Annotated in this window: 11 protein-coding genes; 6 read left to right on the forward strand and 5 right to left on the reverse strand. The window is 60.4% G+C overall.

What is annotated here, in order from left to right; genetic code table 11:
* Positions 1-374: 374 nt before the first annotated feature.
* On the reverse strand, positions 375-3677 hold the full coding sequence (locus R3C19_00415) for a PSD1 and planctomycete cytochrome C domain-containing protein (protein MEZ6058804.1): 3303 nt from the start codon (positions 3675-3677) through the stop codon (positions 375-377).
* Positions 3678-4116: 439 nt separating this feature from the next.
* Here R3C19_00415 and R3C19_00420 point away from each other — a divergent pair, with 439 nt between their 5' ends.
* The 3 genes from R3C19_00420 to R3C19_00430 all read left to right on the forward strand — a co-directional run bounded on the left by R3C19_00420 (position 4117) and on the right by R3C19_00430 (position 9581).
* Entirely contained in the window at positions 4117-6888 is a 2772-nt protein-coding gene (locus R3C19_00420; GenBank protein MEZ6058805.1) for a serine/threonine-protein kinase, read from the forward strand.
* Between the two features lie 134 nt (positions 6889-7022).
* Complete coding sequence (locus tag R3C19_00425) at positions 7023-8114, forward strand: trypsin-like peptidase domain-containing protein (GenBank protein ID MEZ6058806.1); 1092 nt, start codon at positions 7023-7025, stop codon at positions 8112-8114.
* A gap of 183 nt (positions 8115-8297) precedes the next feature.
* Positions 8298-9581 carry a hypothetical protein gene (locus R3C19_00430; protein ID MEZ6058807.1) on the forward strand — a complete coding sequence of 428 codons (1284 nt, stop codon included), beginning with the start codon at positions 8298-8300 and terminating at the stop codon, positions 9579-9581.
* A 126-nt stretch (positions 9582-9707) separates the two neighbouring features.
* Here the strand turns inward: R3C19_00430 and R3C19_00435 are convergent, their stop codons facing one another.
* From R3C19_00435 to R3C19_00445, 3 genes are all read right to left on the reverse strand, one after another.
* Positions 9708-11300 carry a hypothetical protein gene (locus R3C19_00435; GenBank protein ID MEZ6058808.1) on the reverse strand — a complete coding sequence of 531 codons (1593 nt, stop codon included), beginning with the start codon at positions 11298-11300 and terminating at the stop codon, positions 9708-9710.
* Between the two features lie 95 nt (positions 11301-11395).
* Positions 11396-12769, reverse strand: a complete 1374-nt coding sequence (locus R3C19_00440) for a mandelate racemase/muconate lactonizing enzyme family protein (protein MEZ6058809.1) — start codon at positions 12767-12769, stop codon at positions 11396-11398.
* Between the two features lie 202 nt (positions 12770-12971).
* A complete protein-coding gene (locus tag R3C19_00445) occupies positions 12972-13685 on the reverse strand; it encodes a protocatechuate 3,4-dioxygenase (GenBank protein MEZ6058810.1) in 714 nt (237 codons plus the stop codon).
* A 330-nt stretch (positions 13686-14015) separates the two neighbouring features.
* Between R3C19_00445 and R3C19_00450 the strand changes: the two genes are divergently transcribed.
* A complete protein-coding gene (locus R3C19_00450; protein MEZ6058811.1) occupies positions 14016-14597 on the forward strand; it encodes a sigma-70 family RNA polymerase sigma factor in 582 nt (193 codons plus the stop codon).
* 33 nt (positions 14598-14630) lie between these two features.
* Here the strand turns inward: R3C19_00450 and R3C19_00455 are convergent, their stop codons facing one another.
* Positions 14631-15056 carry a hypothetical protein gene (locus R3C19_00455; protein ID MEZ6058812.1) on the reverse strand — a complete coding sequence of 142 codons (426 nt, stop codon included), beginning with the start codon at positions 15054-15056 and terminating at the stop codon, positions 14631-14633.
* A 141-nt stretch (positions 15057-15197) separates the two neighbouring features.
* Here R3C19_00455 and R3C19_00460 point away from each other — a divergent pair, with 141 nt between their 5' ends.
* Both R3C19_00460 and R3C19_00465 read left to right on the forward strand, forming a co-directional pair.
* The gene (locus tag R3C19_00460; GenBank protein MEZ6058813.1) at positions 15198-16340 is read left to right on the forward strand and encodes a serine/threonine-protein kinase; all 1143 of its coding nucleotides are present in this window, start codon (positions 15198-15200) and stop codon (positions 16338-16340) included.
* Positions 16341-16841: 501 nt separating this feature from the next.
* The gene (locus R3C19_00465; protein ID MEZ6058814.1) at positions 16842-19601 is read left to right on the forward strand and encodes a hypothetical protein; all 2760 of its coding nucleotides are present in this window, start codon (positions 16842-16844) and stop codon (positions 19599-19601) included.
* Positions 19602-20230: the final 629 nt, after the last annotated feature.

A 20230-nucleotide genomic window follows, 5' to 3' on the forward strand; every position in this document is an offset into this window, starting at 1 on the left:
TCTGAGAGACAGAGGTTTGCTGTGACTCGCGAGTTTATGGCTGGCGCTGAGACCAGACAACCCGCGCGGCGACCGCAGCGCTGCGTTATTCTCGCGTGGTCAACCCGGGTACCACATCTTCGGAGAAGTTGTGCGGCGTAGCCGTCGGAAAGCGTATTGAGACATGCTGACTCGGACGTGCGTCGAATACCAAAAAGGTCGTCTGTCAGCGTTTCCGATCGCTGCGCGACACGCCTTCTGCGAAGACATGCTACCCGCCGTGGAGCCTGGCCTCTCCGGTCTCGTGCGTCCTCCGGCACACGCGGCTCGGCAGGAGCCTCGCCCTCCCCGATGGTGACTTCAAAGCTGTTGCGATTTTGTGGTCGCGTGCAGCGTCAGTTCAGGAACAGAAATTCCTTGGAATTCAGCAGCACATGGCAGACGTCAGCCAGTGCGTTCCTCAGGCCGTCGCTGTCATCGATGGAGGTGCTCTGTTGCGATGCCTGCGTGTCCATGAATTCGCGAAGTTTCCCGATGACTGCGGGATTGGCGGGTCGGGAATAGGCCTGTTGCCATGCCAGATTCAGCATCGCATCGACATCGTCACCCGTTTCCAGCAGCCGCGCCGCCCAGCGGTCGCACTGTTGAGCAATGAAGTCGTTGTTCAGCAGGATCAGCGCCTGAGCGGGGACGTTTGACGTGCCACGGTCACCGATGGTTGTCATGGGAGCCGGCACATCAAAGGCCAGCATGAACGGTGACAGAAAATTGCGATTGATGGAGATGTAGATACTGCGGCGGCCGTTGCCGTCCAGCGGACCGTTGACAGCGGGACGACCGCGTCCCTGCATGAAGGCTGTCAGGTGGACGGGCACGGGTTCACCGAAGAGCGTCGGATCCAGACTTCCGGACATCTGCAGAATCGCATCGCGAATGGTTTCTCCTTCCAGACGCCGGATATTCGCCCGATGCAGCAAGTGATTTGTGGGGTCAGCCTGTTCATCGGCTGATGAACGCTGGCTGCTGAGCCGGTACGTGCGGGATGTCACCAGACTTCGAATCAGCCGCTTCACGGACCAGCCGTCGCTGCGAAACCGGTGGGCCAGATAGTCCAGCAGTTCCGGATTCGTCGGAGCCTGACCCAGGACACCAAAGTTGTCCGTGGACGGAACGATGCCGACGCCGAACAGGTGATGCCAGACACGATTCACGGCGACTCGCGCGGGAAACGGATTGTCTCGCGACAGCATACGTTGACAGAGTTCCAGCCGTCCGCTGTGAGCCTCAATGCGCGGCTGTTCGGTGCCGCTGATCGCATCAAGAAAGCTGCGTTCGACGGGCTGGCCGAGATTCAGATGACTGCCGCGAATGAACAGCGATTCGTTTTCCGGCGTGCCTTCGGTCATGGACATCACCGGCACCGGCTGCGGGACATCGCGCGCCGCTGCGGTCCATTGTTCGGCCTTCTGCGCCCAGTTGTCGTCAGCAACCGGAACGAGTCCCTCGTTGAACACGGTTGCCTGAACGGCTGGCTGACTCGCGCAGGTCGCTGCCCACTGTTTGATGACGTCACCGCCCGCCGCGTTGTCGGCAAGTGATGCGGCAAGACGCAGGTTCGCGTCGCTGACGGTTTCGGCCGGCGGTTCGGCACCGGCCTGATTCGCGAAGCGGATTTCCCGGACCGTGAACCAGCCGCCGCCTTCGTCAAGGAACTCCAGATAAGCGCGATGTCCCTGATATCGATGAACGTCCTGAGCCAGTCGGATCCACTGGAATGCGCCGCCGGTGTCGATTGGCTTGCGAGCCCCCGCAAACAGCAGCTCGCTGAATTCGTTCATCACGTAGCCGTCAATGACCAGTCGCACGCGCGTTGCTTCACCCGCGACGCGGATCAGGATTTCCGGAGCTGTCAGTTCGAATGTGGGGCTGGTCAGCGAACCCGTGAGCCCCGGTGACAGTTCCGCGGACGTGACGCCCTGGCCGGCCGACAGCTTTGGCCCGGCCGGCGTCCACTTGACGATTGGCCCGCGTCCTTCACGCGAGGAAAACGCAGGGCCTGTGACGAACCAGCCATCGGGTCGTCCGTTGCTCAGATCGGCCAGCAGAGTTGTGTGATCGGATGCCGATGTCTGTTCGCTGGTTGCACGGTTCCTCCAGTCGGCGACGGGGGCCGCTTCTGCACTGCCGTCTGCCTGAGCCACCGTCGCCAGGCACGACAGCGGGTGGCTGAGCGCGCGAGTTTCCGGCTGCTTCAACAGTGTCACCCAGCGTTGCAGAAGTTCCGCGTCGCAGTTGTGTTCCGCGGCAGTTGATGCAGGATCGGCGCCACGGACGACGTCGATTGCGGCGGACGCGAGATTCTGCAGTGTTGCGGCGCTGGCGTGAGTTTCCAGCAACTGAGCCGTCAGCCGTTCCGTGTCGTCCTGAATCGCCTGCAGTTTCTCCACCCTGCGACCGATCGCTCCATCGGGATCCAGCCACGCCGTCGTGCGCCGGGAACTCTGCAGGAACCCGGACAGCGCGTAATAGTCCTTTGAGGAGATTGGGTCGAACTTGTGGTCGTGGCAGCGGGCACAGGCAACAGTCAGGCCCAGAAACGCCTTGGAGAACACGTCCAGTTGATTGTCGATGCGAGCGGCTTCTTCACCCTTCACGTCCACCGGCGCGTGTTTATCTTCGCCCAGAAACCAGAAACCCGTGCCGATCACGGATTCGTCAAAGCCCTGGTCAGGATTTCGTCGTGGATTGGGCAGCAGGTCGCCGGCGATGTGTTCTCGAATGAGCTGGTCGTAGGGAACGTCTGCGTTGAACGCCCGAATCACGTAATCGCGGTACCGCCACGCGTACGGCAACGGATAATCAAATTCGTGGCCCAGCGTTTCGGCATATCGCACCAGGTCCAGCCAGTGCCGTCCCCAGCGTTCTCCGAAATGCGGTGAGGCAAGAAGTTCATCGACGAGCTTTGCAATCGCGTCATCGTCGCTTGCCGGGTCATTGACGAAGGCAGCCACCTGAGCAACCGTGGGCGGCAGTCCGATCAGATCGAAGTACAGCCTGCGAACCAGAGCGGGCCGGTCGGCATCCATGGTCGGCTGCAGTCCGGCGGCTTCCATTTGAGCCAGAACGAATCGATCAACATCGCTTTTCGGCCAGTCGGCATGTTCCACGGCGGGAGTTTCTGCACGCTGAATGGGTTGCCATGCCCAGTGAGCCCGCTTCCGTTCTTCCAGCGGAATTTCCGTGGCTGGCGGCGGAGCAGCGGTATCCAGGTCCTTCGGCCAGGGCGCTCCGTCGCGAATCCATCGGGACAGCAGATCAATTTCTTCCTCCGGCAGCCGTGTACGAGGCGGCATTTCGAAGGCTTCATATCTCACGGCCTGAATGATCAGGCTGTCATCCGGTTTGCCGGGCTGAACGGCCGGACCGCTGTCGCCTCCGTGAAGCATTGCAGTGCGGCTGGTCAGCAGCAGCGACCCGCCAGGTTCTTCCGCCATGTCGCTATGGCATTCGAAACAGCGTGCCTTGAGAAGCGGCAGGATCTTTGTCTCGACAAACGCACGTTGTTCACGGGAGATCTCCGGCGCTGTTTCAGTGGACTGTTCGGCGGACTGTTCGCCCGCGTCTTCGGCGGCGGTGACTTCGAAGCGATGGTTTCCAGCGATCAGCAGGACACCGGCTGTCAGCAGCGCTGCTGGCACGAGTCGACTCGTCGGATGGCCGGAATTTGGAAGCCGTTGCGTCATGGGAGTGACTTTGAAGGCGGGAAGCGGGCAGGCCCTGCATTGTGGCCGGTCAGCACGGCGAAATCCAATGCCGGCGGCGAATCCGGCGTACCTGCTACGACCGGAACCGCATTGCCGCTCAAGACGTGACGATTCTGCGAATTGAACGCCCGACAGCCGGATTCCGGGGCCGAACGCTTTTTGACGTCGGTATCCGGAGGCAGTATGATAGTGGCTGGCCAGAGATTGCTGTCAGGTCGTTCGCAGGCGAAGCTTCTGAACCGATCCGCCTGAAGCGAATTCCTGCCTGACACAGCCCTCTGCGGTGACTTCCTGCCGGACTTTGTCAGGCGACCCTGGTGCTGAGAAATTCGCGACTTTTCCGCGTCAATGGCCGTTTGCCGAAACAGGTTCCATGACTCAGCCATCCAGCCAGCTTGAACTTTCGGATCGGCCGGGACCGGGTGTTCCTTTGTCCGAGCGGCCTTTGGTGGCTGACGATCAGCAGACCGTGGTTCGGTCGCCGGATGGTGACAGCAGCCCGCCGGTTTCCGGTGTCTATACACCTGCGGGACAGGAACTTCTGAACCGACTGTTTCCGAACAACGGCCAGGAAGGTCTTCCGGAACGGGGACTGCGCCTGGCTCATTTTGAGGTGCGGGAACGCATCGCTTCCGGGGGAATGGGGGCCGTGTTTCTGGCCACCGACCTGGAACTGTCTCGCGACGTCGCATTGAAGATCCTGCATCCCGGAACGTCGCGCGACGCGTCACTGGTCGCCCGTTTTCGCAACGAAGCGCGTGCCTGTGCCCGACTGAACCATGACAACATCGCTCGCGTGTATTACACCGGACAGCAGGACGGCATCTATTTCATCGCTTACGAATTCGCCGACGGCCGAACCATCAAGGATCTCATTCAGCAGCGCGGCGTGCTGACGTCTTCCGAAACCGTTAATTACGCGATTCAGACAACGCTGGCCCTGAACCATATTTTTGCCGCGGGAATCGTCCACCGCGACATCAAGCCGTCAAACATCATTCTGACCGAAACGGGTCGAGTGAAAGTTGTCGACCTGGGCCTGGCTCGTCGCGAATCACAGGATTCCATCGGCGAAATCACTGTCGCCGGCACGACACTGGGAACCTTCGATTACATTTCTCCCGAACAGGCCCGCGATCCGAGAACAGCCGACATTCGCAGCGACATCTATTCGCTGGGCTGCACGATGTATCACATGCTGACCGGTCAGCCTCCCTATCCGGAAGGCACCGCGTTGCAAAAGCTGCTGGATCACCAGGGCAAGACGCCTCCGGATCCGGCCCGGATCAATCGCGGCATCGAACCGGAACTGGCCGCGACCGTCCAGAAGATGATGAGCACGAATCCGGATCACAGGTACCAGGATCCGGGACAGTTGCTGGCAGATCTGATGCAGCTGGCAGCGTTCATGGGACTGCGCAGCGTGCCGGCCGAAGGCATCGTCTGGCAGCGAATTGAATCACCTTCCATTCGGCAGGTTTCCGGTGCCGTGTTTCTGTTCGGTTCCGTGGCGCTGATCTGTCTGGCGGCGCTGATCATGCATTTTGCTCCGCAGTCGCCTGTTGTCATCAGCGACGACGTGCCGACGCAGACATTTCCAATTCGGACGCCGACGGGACCGAATACCGCGATCGCGGCTGACTCCGGCGACGCGGACTCGGCGCGAACCAAACCCGCGAACGATCGGCATTCGGAGCCACTGTCGCCAGGCGGCACGTCGACCGCACCCGGCAGATTCGAACAGGAGTTCAACGAATCCCGCGCGATTGCCGCCGCGAATTCGGACGATGAAAAGAACAATCCCGAGATCGCAGCGGATGACGAAGGCGCATCAACACGCTGGCAGCCTCCCGATGAATCCCCGGCGGCGACAACCAGCCGATCCGACTCACCGGTCGGCATCGGCCGTCGGGGAGCGTTTGGTCTGGCCTCGATCAGCAAGAACAAAGTCGGGGACTACGACAGTCTTCGCCTGGCGATGGCCGAAGCAAAGGACGGCGACACGATTCTGCTGCGGTTCAATGGAATCCGCCGCATTCCGCGGGACGGTCTGGACCGGATCATGGGCAGAATCCTGACCCTGAAAGCGGACGAAGGATTCCATCCGGTTCTGGAATTTCAGTCTCCTTCCGGCGCGGAAACGCGTGTCGGCGTCTTTCGGCTGATCAACAACTCCACGCTGACGATTGAAGGTGTGGGGATTCGTCTTTCCGCGGATGACAGCTTCGCCGGTGGTCAGTGGGCGGTGTTCGACTGCAACGGCCCGAACAAGGTCGTACTGCGAAACGTCAGCCTGGATGTTTCCGCGGGTCTTCAGCCGCGAGCCGCCATTTTTCGAATGAATGATACCAGCGGGTCCGATTCCGGATTTGCGCCGACAGGTGTCGTCCTGACTCGAGTCATCGCGCGGGGAGCCGCGGATCTGCTGTTTGTGGAATCGCAGTCGGACCTGGACGTTCAGATCAGCGATTCCGGCTTCGGCCTTGACGGTTCGCTGCTGAACAGCACGGGCAGCGCGTCGATGAATTACGCGCAGGGCGAACTGAAGCTCGATCTGACTCACGTGACCTGCCTGCTGACTCAGCCGCTGATCCGAATGCAGGACAGCGACGCGGTCACCGGCAGCGGTCCTCAGAGACTTTTGCCGGCCGTTTCCATCAACAGCGGCGGATGCGTGTTCGCATCGGTCACAGGCGGCGGCACGCTGGTGCAGTCGCGGGGACACGCGTCGATCGATCGGCTGGAGGAACTGCTGACGTGGACAGGATCCACCAATCTGTTTCACGGAATCGAATGGTTCTGGAATCTCGAAAGCAGTGAGGCAGAACTGACCTTCAGTTCATTCGACTTCGATGAATGGCGTGCCTACTGGCTTCAGCGGTCTGACGGTCACGAAGAGTCATCCATTCAGTTCGTCTGGAATGAAGCGACCTGGCACCACCAGGACGGCAATGTCGATCTTTCCGAAATGACCACCGAATGGCTAAAACTCGACGAAAAGCAGTTCTTCGGGCCGCAGCAGACTCGCCCGAGATTCCAGGGTTACGAAATCCCGGGAGTCAGTCCCGATGAACTTCCGGAGTTTGCCGGACCAGCCGAAGCCGCAGCGCGGCGACAGAGCGAACCGGTGGCTGATTCTCAATAACTGACGACTGACTTCACGCCATAAGGATCCGTGATGAAGTTCATTGCCACTTGCCTTCTCTGCACGGTCGCGGGAACGGTGGCCGGGCGTGGATTGCCGGTCATTCCGGAGCGACGTAACTGGCCGCTCAGCAGTTGCCGACGCTGCCGCCACCGGCACCGCTTCGCCAAAACAGCGGATCCCTGACGCTTCCCGCCGCGGCCGACCGGGATGATGCCACCGACGAATTTTCCGAACCGAAGGCGTACAACTTTGACGGACTGACGCCGGACGAAGCCGCAGCCGCCTACGTTTACGAATCCAACAACCGCAGCGTCGCCAACATCGCCACGCGGGTCGGCGGGGAACGAATTCTGTTTCGTGAAAATCCCACTGAAGACGCTGGTTCCGGATTCGTCCTGGATCGTGACGGCCACATTCTGACGAACTTTCACGTCGTCAATGACGCGGCGCGCATTCAGGTCACGCTGTTCAACGGCCAAGCTTATGAAGCCGAACCGGTCGGAGTCGATCCGATCAACGACATGGCCGTCATTCGCATCGACGCGCCGAAACAACTTCTGCACCCGGTTCGAATCGGTGATTCCAGCCTGCTGAAGGTCGGCATGAAAGCGTTTGCCATCGGGAATCCGTTCGGTCTGGAACGCACGATGACGACCGGCATCATCTCCAGCCTGAACCGAACACTGCCGGTGACGCGAGCCCGATCGATCAAGTCCGTGATTCAGATCGATGCCGCCATCAATCCCGGAAACTCCGGCGGACCGCTGCTGGATTCGCACGGACGACTGATCGGAATGAACACCGCCATCGCCAGCAGCACCGGTCAGAATTCGGGCATTGGTTTCGCGATCCCGTCGAACCTGATTGCCCGAGTCGTGCCGGAACTGATCCAGCACGGTCGCGTCATCCGGCCGGAAATCGGAATCCTGGAAGTGCTGCGCACCGAAGAAGGGCTGCGAGTCCTGCGACTGGATCCGTCGGGGCCTGCCGCGGCGGCCGGCATCCGTGGCCCGTCCGTCCGCCGCCAGAAACGAGGATTCGTCGTTTTCGAGTACGAAGATCGAGCCGCCGCTGACCTGATCGTCGGCGTCAACGACCGAAAAACGCTGAAGGTCGACGAATTCCTTTCGGAAGTCGAAAGCTACCGGCCCGGCGACACGATCACCGTCAGAGTGCTGCGCGACGGTGAACCTGTCAGCATCTCCGTCAAGCTGAGCGATTGAGTTTCCGGTATTGCTCAAAGATTGACAGCCGCACGGCGAAGCAGCGTCTGACACGACATTGTCAGCCGTCGACGGATGGCGCCGTTGTCTATCCGGAGTTCGAGCGGCAGCAGACCACCACCGTGACCGCGCGAGCAGACGGTTTGCACCCACCCCACTCGAATCGAAAGGAGATCCGACGTGATGGCTCCACCAATCGCAATCACCGGCCTGGTCCTGGCGACGCTGTTTTCCTTCCCATCCATCGCCGCCGCCGACGCGCCGGCTGTGGAATCGTTTCTGCTGAAAGGCCGACTGGCTGACGGAGCAGAATCGTTGCAGGAAGCGATCCGCCTGAATCCCGACGACCAGCAGGCTCGCTTCAGCCTGGGTGTCGTGCAGTTCCTGCAGGCAGTCGAAGGACTCGGCCGGGACCAGTATCGCTACGGTCTGCTGGCCGGACGCGGGCGAGCTCTGCCGTTCATGCGGCTGCCCATCGGGGAGAATGAAGACCCGGAACAGGTCTCGTACCAAAAGGCCCGGCAGATTCTGATCGATCTGCAGCAGCGACTGCGTCAGGCGGAACAGACTCTGGCAGCGATCAAAGCTTCCGGCGTCAAACTGCCGCTGAAAATTGCTGACGCGAAACTGGACTTCAACGGCGATGGCATCGGTACCGATTCCGAATCGGTCTGGGCCGTGATGCAGACGCTGCAGCAAACCGCCCGCAACCAGGAACTTCCGCCGACTCCCGACATGACAATCACCTTCGACGATGCGGACGCCGTCTGGCTGCGGGGTTACTGCCACGTCCTGCTGGCGCTGTCCGACATGGTGCTCGCCTACGACTGGCAGGATCAGTTCGAACGCACGGCGCACCTGTTCTATCCGAACGTCGATTCGCCGTACGAGTTCCTGGCCGAAGAAGGAACCGGACAGTTCTGGGGCTTCAACGGGCAGAACATCCTGGACCTGATCGCATGGCTGCATACGGTCAACTACGAAGTCACAGAACCGGACCGCATGCGTTCCGCGCTGGATCATATGGAAACCGTCATCCGGCTAAGCCGCCGAAGCTGGGAACTGATCCAGACAGAAACGGACGACGAAAACGAATGGATCCCGAATGAAAAGCAGACCGCCGCGATCCCCGGCCTGCAGGTCGCTCAGCAGGTCATCACCGGCTGGCATGAGTTTCTGGATGAGCTGGAAGCGATCCTCGCGGGAAAAAAACTGGTCCCCTTCTGGCGAGGCATCAGGGGCGGCTTCGGTCCGTGGGACCAGAATTTTCCCCGCAATCCAAAGCTCGGCCTGAACGTGCGCCGGATGTTTACCGAACCGACGCGATTCGACCTGGCACTCTGGGCGCAGGGCACCGCGCTGGTTCCGTACCTGGAAGAAGGTGACATCATTGAACCGAAGGAATGGCAGACGATGATGGAACAATTCCGCGGCAACTTCTTCCAATTTGCACTGTGGTTCAATTGACCGGGAAGCCTCACGACGACGCAGCTCCGGCAGTACCCCTCGTTCCCGACCCCTCGTTCCAGGGCGGGAGCTCGGGGACGAGAGCATGAGTGAAGCCGGACGTGCATCGAACGGCTCCGGAATGCGTCAGTGCCGCGGGTTTCCCGAGTCCGGCGGAAAGAAGAACCACGGGTACGTACGGCCGTTGACGGCGTCGCGGTGAAACTGAGTCACCTGAGCGAGCCCTGCCAGTTGCGGTTCGAAGTAATCGGTGACCGCAGCCTTGATCCGGTCCGACAGCCGCTGGATCTCGCGGCCAATCTCCCGTGCCGATCGTCCGTCGGCGTGAGCGTTCCGCATTTGTTCGACAGCGGACTGCTTTTGTCGGACAAGCGACTGCAGTTCGGTCTCCACACTTTGTGAGAACACGCCGGTGCCGAATGATCGCTGCGGATTGTGTTGAAGATCGCGAAGACTGCCGGCCAGCAGGTCCTGCTTTTCCAGCGCCGTTCGTTGTTCGGCAAACAGATAGCGAGACGCGCTGGCCATCACAAATGCGGTCGGTTCGACCTTCCACCACAACCGGATGAATTCGTCCGTGAAGCGGTCGTAACGCGCGCCTCCGGTTCCGTGAACAAACAGGTCGCTGAACAGCAACCTCAGGAATGCCGTAATCAGAGCTCCCCGCGGCGCGATCTGGACGTTTCGCAGCAGCAGCGATTCCAGAGCCTGCGATGTGATTCCGCCCGTGGTCGTTTCCGTCAATTCGCCATCCGCCAGCAATGTCGTTGTACCGCCGGAGCCGGAGATCTGCAGCACGCGTCGAGTCTGCCGGGTGTGGTCCAGAACCCAGAACGGCAGTTCGCAAACGGAATCCGTGATCGTGAGATTCGGGAATGGATTTGCCGCGTTGCTGATGTTGTGCCGGGTTCGAAAGTCGCCCAGTGCCCGGTTATAGCCGTCAGCGAAGTTGCGAGCGTCTTGAATGATGCCGGCCGTCAGTTCCAGAGTTTCCGGGAAGGCAGCGATCGCCGACAACGGCAGTTCCAGCATTCGACCGCCGATGCCGTGCCGCCAGCGCATGATCAGATTCGACTCCAGCGCCGCAGCACTGGCTTCCGACAGCCTTGCGTAGTTCTGCAGCACACCGTGCGCGAAATCGCCTGACGTCCGCCGATCGACGGAAGCCAGTGCTGCCCGCACTTTGTCAGCGATCGCCGGGATTTCAGACGATGGCTTGAGTGCCGCGGCGGCCATTGTGCCGGAAGGCTGGCTCAGCGAACCGGACACAACGTGAAGCGGCGGGACGTGCGTGTTTGCGGTCCCGGCGGTCGTTGCATCGGCAGGTTCCGGATATTCGAACCGGCCGACGTCACCTTCGTCGGTATCGATCACGACCGCGACCGCGATGGCATTCTGATCAGCGGCAAATCGTTCCGCTGTCTCATACTTGAATGTCAGTCCCGAATGAAAAATGACGGGCTGGTGTCCCGTCATCACCAGCGGCTGCTGAGTCGGGTCACCCGTCAGGACCGGACACGCAATCTCGGGAAGACCGGCCTGTTGAGCGATACCATTCAGTCGCAGTACGAACTGTTCCGCGGAATCCACCAGTCGCCGGCGCGCGGCGATTCTGAGTCCGCTCAGCGATTCGCCCGGTGCAAATCGGTTCCGCGCAGCCAGCAGATCGGACCACTCTGACAGCGGCGGTTCAATTCGAGGCTGTTGGTAGTGATTCACGCCGAATTCAGGGCAGACGGAAGTGCAGGATCAGACGACGAGTGCCGGCAGTGGCTGCGGCACCGGTGGTGTTGGGCGCAGGCGAAAGTCAGCCACTATTCCTCCACCGGTCCCTGTTCGCGTGACTTCTGGTAGAGACTGCGCCACCGCTCCGAACCGTCGTTTGGAACAAGTTTCGAATCGGCACCGTCCAGAAAATAGCCGTACCGGCCTTCGTTGCCGGCCGTCAGCATGAAATTCACCTTGCCGGTGTTGGCGGTGTACAGAGTTCGGCCGTCGGCGAATGTTGTGGCCACCATGCGTTCCGGATCCGGCCGTTCCGACGGCTTGTTGATCTTCAGTTTCTCGACCACATCGCGGTTCACTTCGTAGCCGATGCCCGGCCGATCGGGGACTGCCGCGAAACCGTCCTTCAGAAGTATGGGTTCCGTCAGCAGATCATTCTCGTAAAGCTGGTGACAGTTCACGGCGGGCCAGCGAGCCTGCTTCAACACGCCGCCGAACTGCAGGCTGAACGCGGCCGTCAGACCAGCTCCCACAAGCTGCAGCCAGAACGGCATATCGACTTGTTCGCAGAAGCGCCCCGCGTCCGTCGTGCGAGTCGCTCCGCCGCCGACCACGAATCCGTGACAGCAGCCGGACTGCACGACAACCGCCGGCTTGGGATTGCCGTAGTGCATGGCGATGTTGACGCGAGTCGCGTCGACGATTTTTCGATTGCCTTCGACGTCGCCCTGCGGAATCGGCGATTCGTAGATATCGACCTGTGGGTACTTTTCCAGCTTCTGCAGGATGGGAATCCCCTGTTCGGCGGTTCGCAGCGTGTCGTTGAAGTCCATGTCGATCTTGAATTCCTGCGGGACAGCTTTCGTCGAAAGTTCCAGTTGGCGAAAGATGTCAAACCACGGTCGCCCTTTGGTCTTGTACGACATATAGCCCAGCCGGTGAGCCTCCGCACATTCGCTGGCCATGTCTTCGGCCGACGTGTCGATGTTCCACCACGAAAGCGGCGTTGTGTCGTGAACCTTGTGGCCCAGCAGAGAATGCACGGGAACATCCGCCGTACGGCCCACGGCGTCAAACATCGCCATCTGCAAACCGGCACCCAGCGAATCGTCCCACATCAGGTCTACGGCGTTTTTTCCAATCACGCGCTGGACGTCTTCGTCACCCGGAACGCCCCAGGTGTAGTACAGCATCGTTTCACCGGTGCCTGTGATTCCCGACTTGAGTTTGACGTCGCACAGTTCCGCATACCGCCAATGCGGAAGTTCGCGATCCATGCTTCGGCGGGGCGTCGGACGGAACTCCAGCCTGACCGTTGTGCGTTTGACATCCACCACCTCGAAATGCCGGTCATTGACGACGGATCCGAGGGCCTTCAGATTCAGACGGCTGATTCCCGACATTGCCAGCACGGCGCTGGTGCCGGCGGTGTACTGCAGAAAACGGCGACGGCTTGCGATCATGACGTAGTTCCCCTCATGCCAGTGTGCGGGTTTCGGTACGGTTCACCGGAGACCTCAGCACAGCATTGTGGTGAGGTACTCCGGCGGTCATCGTACAGTCTGACGCATTCGACGCCACCGCACGGCTCCGCCAATCGTCTGCGCCGTGCCGCATCGAAGCGGAGGAGTTGGCAATCATCGCCGAGAAGTCGCGAACCAGCGATTATCGCCGGGAGTCGCGTTCCGATTTTCCGACGCCCCGGATGCTGCCGTCTTCCAGTTCTTCGGCGGTGACTCCCAGCACGATGTCGAAATTCGCTGACAGTTCGCCGATCTTTGAGCCCGGAATCGCGTTGAACTCAGCAAGGACCGTTTCGCGCTGTTTCGCGTCCGTCAACTGCCGGAACACGCCGTCGCGTTCATTCTGTGGCTCACCTTTGATCAGCAGCTGCGTCGTAAAGATGCGATGACCGTTGCGGCTGATTCCATAGTGAATGTGCGGTGTCCGGCCCGGATATGGCACCGGCTTGATTGTCCGGAAGTAGTACTGACCCTTCGAATCCGTCAGAAACCGGCCATACCCCTGAAAGTTCCGGTCCCGCTTGTCGGCATTGTCGGTTCCCGTATGCAGGTACGCTCCGTGATTGTCCACCTGCCAGATTTCCACGAAGGCATTTCGAATCGGCTCGCCCGCCCTTGTCAAAACTCGCCCGGTCAGATGCGTGACTTCACCGACTGCGGGTGTGATGCCGTCATTGATGACCAGCAGGTCGTTGTCGGTGTCGAGCGGCAGGTGATCGGGATAAAACGGGCCTTCCGTCAGCGGCGCTGTCTGAGCGAGTTGCTCGGCGAACAATCCGGCCGTGGAAAACGCCGCGGCTCCGGCGGCCAGATGACGAATGATGTCGCGACGATTGGGTGTCCAGAGGCGGCTCATGAGATGTCCTTCAGGGAAAGAAGTGTGCGGACGGGAGACAATTCGGTGAGTACAGGAACCCGTCATGTTATCGAAAGTGTCGCGGCAATTTGCCAGCGAGGCGGTTGCAGCCCAGCACTGCGCCGTGGCGCACCTTGGTGAGCAGCGAGACGTCAGTCCGCTTACGTCCTGGACGGCCCCGTCGCCGCGATGGCGGACTGACGTCGCGCCGCTCGCCGAAGCGAACGCACTTGCTGATTTGCGGCTTCCTGCCGAATCTCGGAAAACTTTCCCCGCTACGCGTGAGATTTCTCGTTTCACAGGGACTGAACAGGGCAGGAAGTGAAAATCATGCCGCATCCGGAAACCCGACTCAGCCTGATCGTCCGGCTGAAGGACCAGCACAACGAACTGGCCTGGCGGGATTTCATGGATGCCTACGAACCATTCCTCAACCGCCTGGCCGCTCGGCAGGGAGTTCCCGAACGGCACGTCCCCGACGTTGTCCAGCAGGTGTTGCTGGCCATCGCAAAATCGGTTGACGGCTGGAACGATGACGGCAGGCCCGAATCATTTCGACGCTGGCTGGCAACCGTCTCCCGCAACGTCGTCATCAAATTCATGACAAGAGAACGTCGTCAGGCCGGAGGCCGCGGCGGAACGGAACTTGTCGACCTGTTGCGAAATGTTCCGGCCGAACCGGACGAACAACAGGTTCAGCGTTACGAACATGAACTGATTGTCTGGGCCGCCGAACAGGTCCGCAGTGAATTCCTCGAATCAAGCTGGAAAGCATTCTGGGCCACCGTCATCGAAGGCCGCAGCGTCAGCGAAGTCGCCGCGGAACTCAACCTCAGCCCCGGCAGCATCTACATGTCCCGCAGCCGAATCATGGCGAAGATCAGAACGAAGGTGGATGAGGTGATGAGGTGAAGAGGGAGGACATCAGAAGCCACAAACAACAAATCACAAAATGTAAACCACGAAATTGAAGATGACCGGATTGCGTCCCCTCGCCCGCGAAGCGGGAGAGGGAGATTTTTCTGCGTCCAGCAGAAAAATCGGGGTGAGGGCCGCCCGCGCAACCTTCGCGCGACTCACCCAAACGCAGTCCGCAATCGCATGTCCCTTTAACTTTTTAACTTTGAACTCTTCTCCACACCCATGCCCGCCCCCACAACACACTGCGATCACAACCTGCTGAGACGGTCGCTTGACGATGTGCTCACCGAACAGCAGGAAGAAACGCTGGCCGTTCATCTGGCGGAATGCGAGGGCTGCCGAGATCGGCTGGAAGAACTTGCCGGACGCAGCGGCGAATGGTCTCGCATCGAAAGCGTGCTGCAACGAAACAACCGGCGTCGTCGATCCGGCCAGGCAAATTGTCTCCACGCTGATTCCTCGCGATGAGTCAGCCCTGTCTCGCGCGCCAGTGAATTCTTCGACGCGGACGTCAGGCCGCACGACTTTGCCGTCGACTTTCTGGAACCCAGCGACAGCGCCGAAGCACTCGGCCGCATCGACAACATCGAAGTGCGGTCAATCATCGGTCACGGCGGAAATGGCATTGTGCTGAAGGGCTTTCAGGAAGAACTCAACCGACTGGTGGCTGTGAAAGTCATGGCCCCGCAACTGGCGACAAGCGCCGCGGCTCGCAAGCGGTTTGCCCGGGAAGCTCAGGCCACGGCGGCGATCGTTCATCCGAATGTGATGCCGATTCTGACGGTGAATTCCTCCGGGCAGTTGCCGTTCATCGTGATGCCGTATGTCGATTGCGAATCGCTGCAGGATCGGCTGGACCGCATGGGTTCGCTTCCTGTCGTCGACATTCTGCGGATCGGTCTGCAGGTGGCGAAGGGTCTGGCGGCGGCTCACGCTCAGGGACTGGTTCATCGCGACGTCAAGCCGGCCAACATTCTGCTGGAACGCGGAGTCGACCGAGTCATGCTGACCGACTTCGGACTCGCGCGAGCTGTCGACGACGCCACGCTGACTCGCACGGGTCTGATCGCCGGCACGCCGCAATACATGTCTCCCGAACAGGCTCGCGGAGAAGCTGTCGACACGCGGAGCGATCTGTTCAGTCTCGGCAGCGTGCTGTACGCGCTGGCGACGGGCCGGCCTCCTTTTCGAGCGGAAACCAGTTACGGCATTCTTCGCCGAGTCACCGATCACGAAGCGCGGTCGATTCGCGAACTGAACAGTGAGATTCCCGACTGGCTGGAAGGCATCGTCAACAAGCTGCTGGCGAAGTCTCCCGATGATCGGTTTTCGTCGTCCGAAAGCGTGGCCGAGCTGCTGGAAGACTGTGTGGCTCACGTTCAGCAACCGAACGCGAACGCGCTGCCGGACGGAGTCAGATCGCTGGTGCCGGCGAGCAGGAGAATGCTGCACCGCTGGCCGTGGCTGATGGCGGTGCTGGTCGTCATCGCCGCAGCTGTGGGAATTCAATGGTTGGAGGGCGTTGGGGCGAAGAACGAGCAGAACTCCGGCGCTGCGGCTTCGGTCGCTTCGACACAACCTGCGTCCGAAGATGGCGAATCCAAAGATGACTCATCGAAGGTCGTTGCAGCTTCCGACGGAACCGACGACTGGAACCCCGCCATCGAAGCCGAATTGAACGAGCTGGACAGCGAACTTGACGCTGTGATGCAGTCGCTGGAGAACATGGAATGAGTCATCGCAAACCGAACAGGAACAGCACTGTCGTTCAAGCCTGCGGCTGTTAGAAAGTGGATATTGACGCATTGATTCGCTTGAGCACGTTTTAGTCGGAAGGGGTGCGGAACAATCGCTGCGTTTGTGAGTCCCGGAGGGACGACAGATGGTAGCCTCGGGCGTCAGCCCGAGGTTGCTGATGCGACGGCCCCAAAGCCCCGGAGGGGCGGCAGTGCAGCGGCGAACGGCAATGCACTGTCGCCCCTCCGGGGCTTTCTCGCCTTTCTTGACCGATCCCTTGGGCTGCCGCCCAAGGCTACCATCTGCCGTCCCTCCGGGACTAATCGCAGAACGAACACACATTCAACGACCCAAAGAAAAGCATGCGTCAGCCCTGAAACGTCGAACAACCCACGGTACCGCCCGGTGGCTTGCGCCACCGGCTAACAATGTTTCGGGCCTCCGGCCCTGTGCCTAACAAATATCAATCACGACAAACCCATTGACAGGAGTCACAACATGACAGGCATTCGAATTTCCTTCATCCTGCCGGCGCTGCTGATCGCAGCAACGACGGCCAACACGGCACATGGTCAATTTGGCGGCTTCGGCTTCGGCGGTGGTCTGGCCGGGCCGTTCGACAACGAGCGACTCGTCGACAGCGGTCAGGGAGTCATGGTGGCCTGGTCAGAGAACAAGGACGAACTGCGCGGCTTCAGCGACACCAAAGGCGAATGGACGTTGCTGAAGATTGAGCCGCAGGAACAGGTGGTACCGGTGGTCGAAGGTGCTGTCGCCGCAGTGAAGCTCAGCGATGGCATGGCCGCGTACAGCGGCGAAACCGGCACTTGGGACGTTGTCAGACTTCCGGCTGATTCGGACGCTCAGCCGTTCCTAAGCGAAAATCGAGTTCAGTTTCTCGACAGCGATCATCTCTACACATTCGCGGCGTCAACCGGTCGCTGGACGTCGCCGACGGATGAACGGCTGCAGCGGGTGAACGAGCAGATTCGGCTGCCTGAGATGATTCGAGGAAATCAGGCCGACGCATTGCGGAAAGCGTTTGAACAGGCGCCGGTTGTTGTCGATCGATTCATGCTCAGCGGCAGTCCTGAGGGTCCGCTGCTGCTGGTTGACACTCGTAAGAGCGATGTGGAGCGTGTGCGCGAGATCGTGGCACAGTTCATCGCAGACGACCCGGCACACGGCGGTCAGCCGCAGAATGCTCCTGTTCCGGCGGATGCTGTCACTCGCGAATTGAAGTTCAAGCATGTGAAACCGCTGCAGATGCTGCCTCGCGTTGAAGAACTGCTCAACGCGCGAGGCATGTGGGCACACGACATCAACGAGAATTCGTTCAACGTCACCGGGACTCCGGAAGCTCTGGACCGACTTGAACAGAAAACAAGGGAACTCGACACCGCCGAAAACGCGGAAGAATGGGCGAAGCTGCCGGCTCAGGGACGCGAAGTGCTGAACGTCCGCCCTTTTGGTCCGATGGTCGGCGGTCCTTCAGCAGGAACGGTCGTCGCAGGTTCCGCTGATCTGGCGGGTTTCGGCCAGCCGCGTCTCGATCCCCTGGAACAGCGAGCTTTGGAACTGGCTCGCAAAGTACGGGAAGCAGGTGAACCGACGGGTGAGCAACAGGCGGAACTCAGGAACCTCGTTACTCAGTCGCTCGAAGCACGGCTGCAGCAACAGGCAGCTCAGGTTCAGCAACTGACCGAGAAGCTGGAAAAAGTCCGCTCGGCACTTGACCAGCGGCAGCAGAACAAAGACCGGATCATTCAGCGGCGAGTCGAAGAACTGCTCGATCCCAGCGTCAACTGGGAATCGCTCACGTCTCGGTCAGCCCCGGTTACGATTGCAACGACCGGAGCACCGATTGGGTTGGCCGGCCCGGCTCATATTCCGTTGGGAATGCCGGCCGGGGTCGCATCCGATTTGTTCGGAAACGCAACATCTGTAGATCCCATTTCCGTTGCAGGTTCTCCGTCCGGCGGTATTCGCCCACGAGACGAACTGTTCACTGAACTGAAAAAGCAGTATCGCCAGGCCTCAACAAGTCGGGATTCCATCCTGGACAACCTCAAACGGATTGAAACGGACGAAAGCGAATACAACGTCGAAGCCGCTCGCAGGGAAGTCGCACGGCTGCGAACTCTTCTGCAGAACCAACTGACGGAATGGAAGCAGGTCTGGCGAGACTACGAATCCGGCAGCCGCCTACTGGAACTGAATGTCGAAGAGGCTAACACCAGCGCCAGCGCCGATCTGAAGCAGGCCGAGCGAATGCGGCAGTTGGCGGAGAAGGATGCGGTCGCCGCAAATGAAGTTCGGAAGGTGGAAGCGACGCTTTCGCTCAGCCAGGTCCGCCTGCGTCGCGCCGAAGAGCACCTGCGTGCCTACAAGTCGCTCGCCGAAGATGCGCCGTATCTGAATCCGAGCACGTTCGATGTGTCACAGGTTCTGGAACCGGATTCCGGCCGGAACGAAGATGCCGCGGCATTCTCCGACAACGCGCTAAGACCATTCCCCGACGCCGACAATTCCGACACTGCGACGCGAGCCGCGGGCAGTGTCACGTACGAGCGCCGCAACGCGGTGACCAGTGCGGATGCCGCTCCCGCTGACCGGTTGCCCGGCATCGATCCCGAACTGATTGCCGACATGCGGTCACGGCTGGAGGGTGCTCACAGCGAAGTCGCACGGTACGCGAAATCGTTTCCGGCCGGAGCGAAGCTGGTGCGGCTGCTGGAAAAGCCCGTCGCCGAATGGACCGCCGATGAGAAAGCCGGTCTGCAGGAACTGGCCCGGGCCAGCTTCGTCCGCGTGGAGATTCCGGAAGGCAATGAAGTCACCGAAGAATGGCGGAAGAAGCAGTTCGAGTTCAACATGCCCGTTTCGGTGATCCGCGAGAATGCCCTCCGGCTGAAGGAAAACAAGACCGCATGGGACCGAGCCTGGACGGATTATCAGTCGCGGGTCAGGTTGTTGAATCTGGATGTCCAGGAAGCGGAGCTTGTGCTGAAACAACGCCTGGAGGAATGGGGAGTCGCGGAAATGGCAAATGAAAAAAGCAGCAGCCGCGCATTCACTCCGACGGAAATGTCGGCGCGGGAACGGGCCCACGCCCATGCCCAGATCGCCGTTCAGCGAGCGACCGAACGCCTGCAACAACTGACCGACATCGTCGAGATGCAGCCGGAGTTGAATCCGGATCATTTCACGATGCCGGAAGGCGTCGAGGACGTACTTCCGGCACCGGGCGACAATTGACGGAGAGCGTGCATTCGAGGCCATTCGAACTGCCGTCGCGTTGGGACTTCGCGTGTTGTGGGGGTCGATTCCTGGGGCGATGCCCCAGGCTGGATGAACTGCTGGCCCGTTGGGCCGAAAACGAATTCCTGGGACGATGCCCCAAGCTGGACGCACTGGTGGCTCGTCGGGCCAAGAACAATTTCCAGGGGCGATGGGCGAGGCTGGATGAACTGGTGGCTCGTTGGACCGGAATCGCATCGGATCGGAATCGCAATCAATGAATCGTGTTCGGCTACACGATGCGATTCAGCAACGGTCCACCGATTCAGTCCCAACGGGACGACAATTCATCCAGCCTGGCACAGCGTGCCAGGTAACGGCCCACCGTACGATTCAGTCCCAACGGGACGGCAGTTCATTCGTGATTCTGCAATCGGATTTCGAAATCCGATCGAAGGAATCACGTACGCATCGCCCTTTGCAGCCGCGCGGACGGTTCGCGTCATAGTTCGACGCTGGAGCGAACTTTCGTCGCGTTGAGACTTCGGGGATTGCGGCAATCGATTCCTGGGGCGATGCCGCAGGCTGGACGCACGGCCGGCCCGTTGGACCGGAACAACGGACGGCGAGCCTCGCGGCGACGCGCT

The organism is Planctomycetaceae bacterium (assembly GCA_041398785.1).
Classification (GTDB): domain Bacteria; phylum Planctomycetota; class Planctomycetia; order Planctomycetales; family Planctomycetaceae; genus JAWKUA01.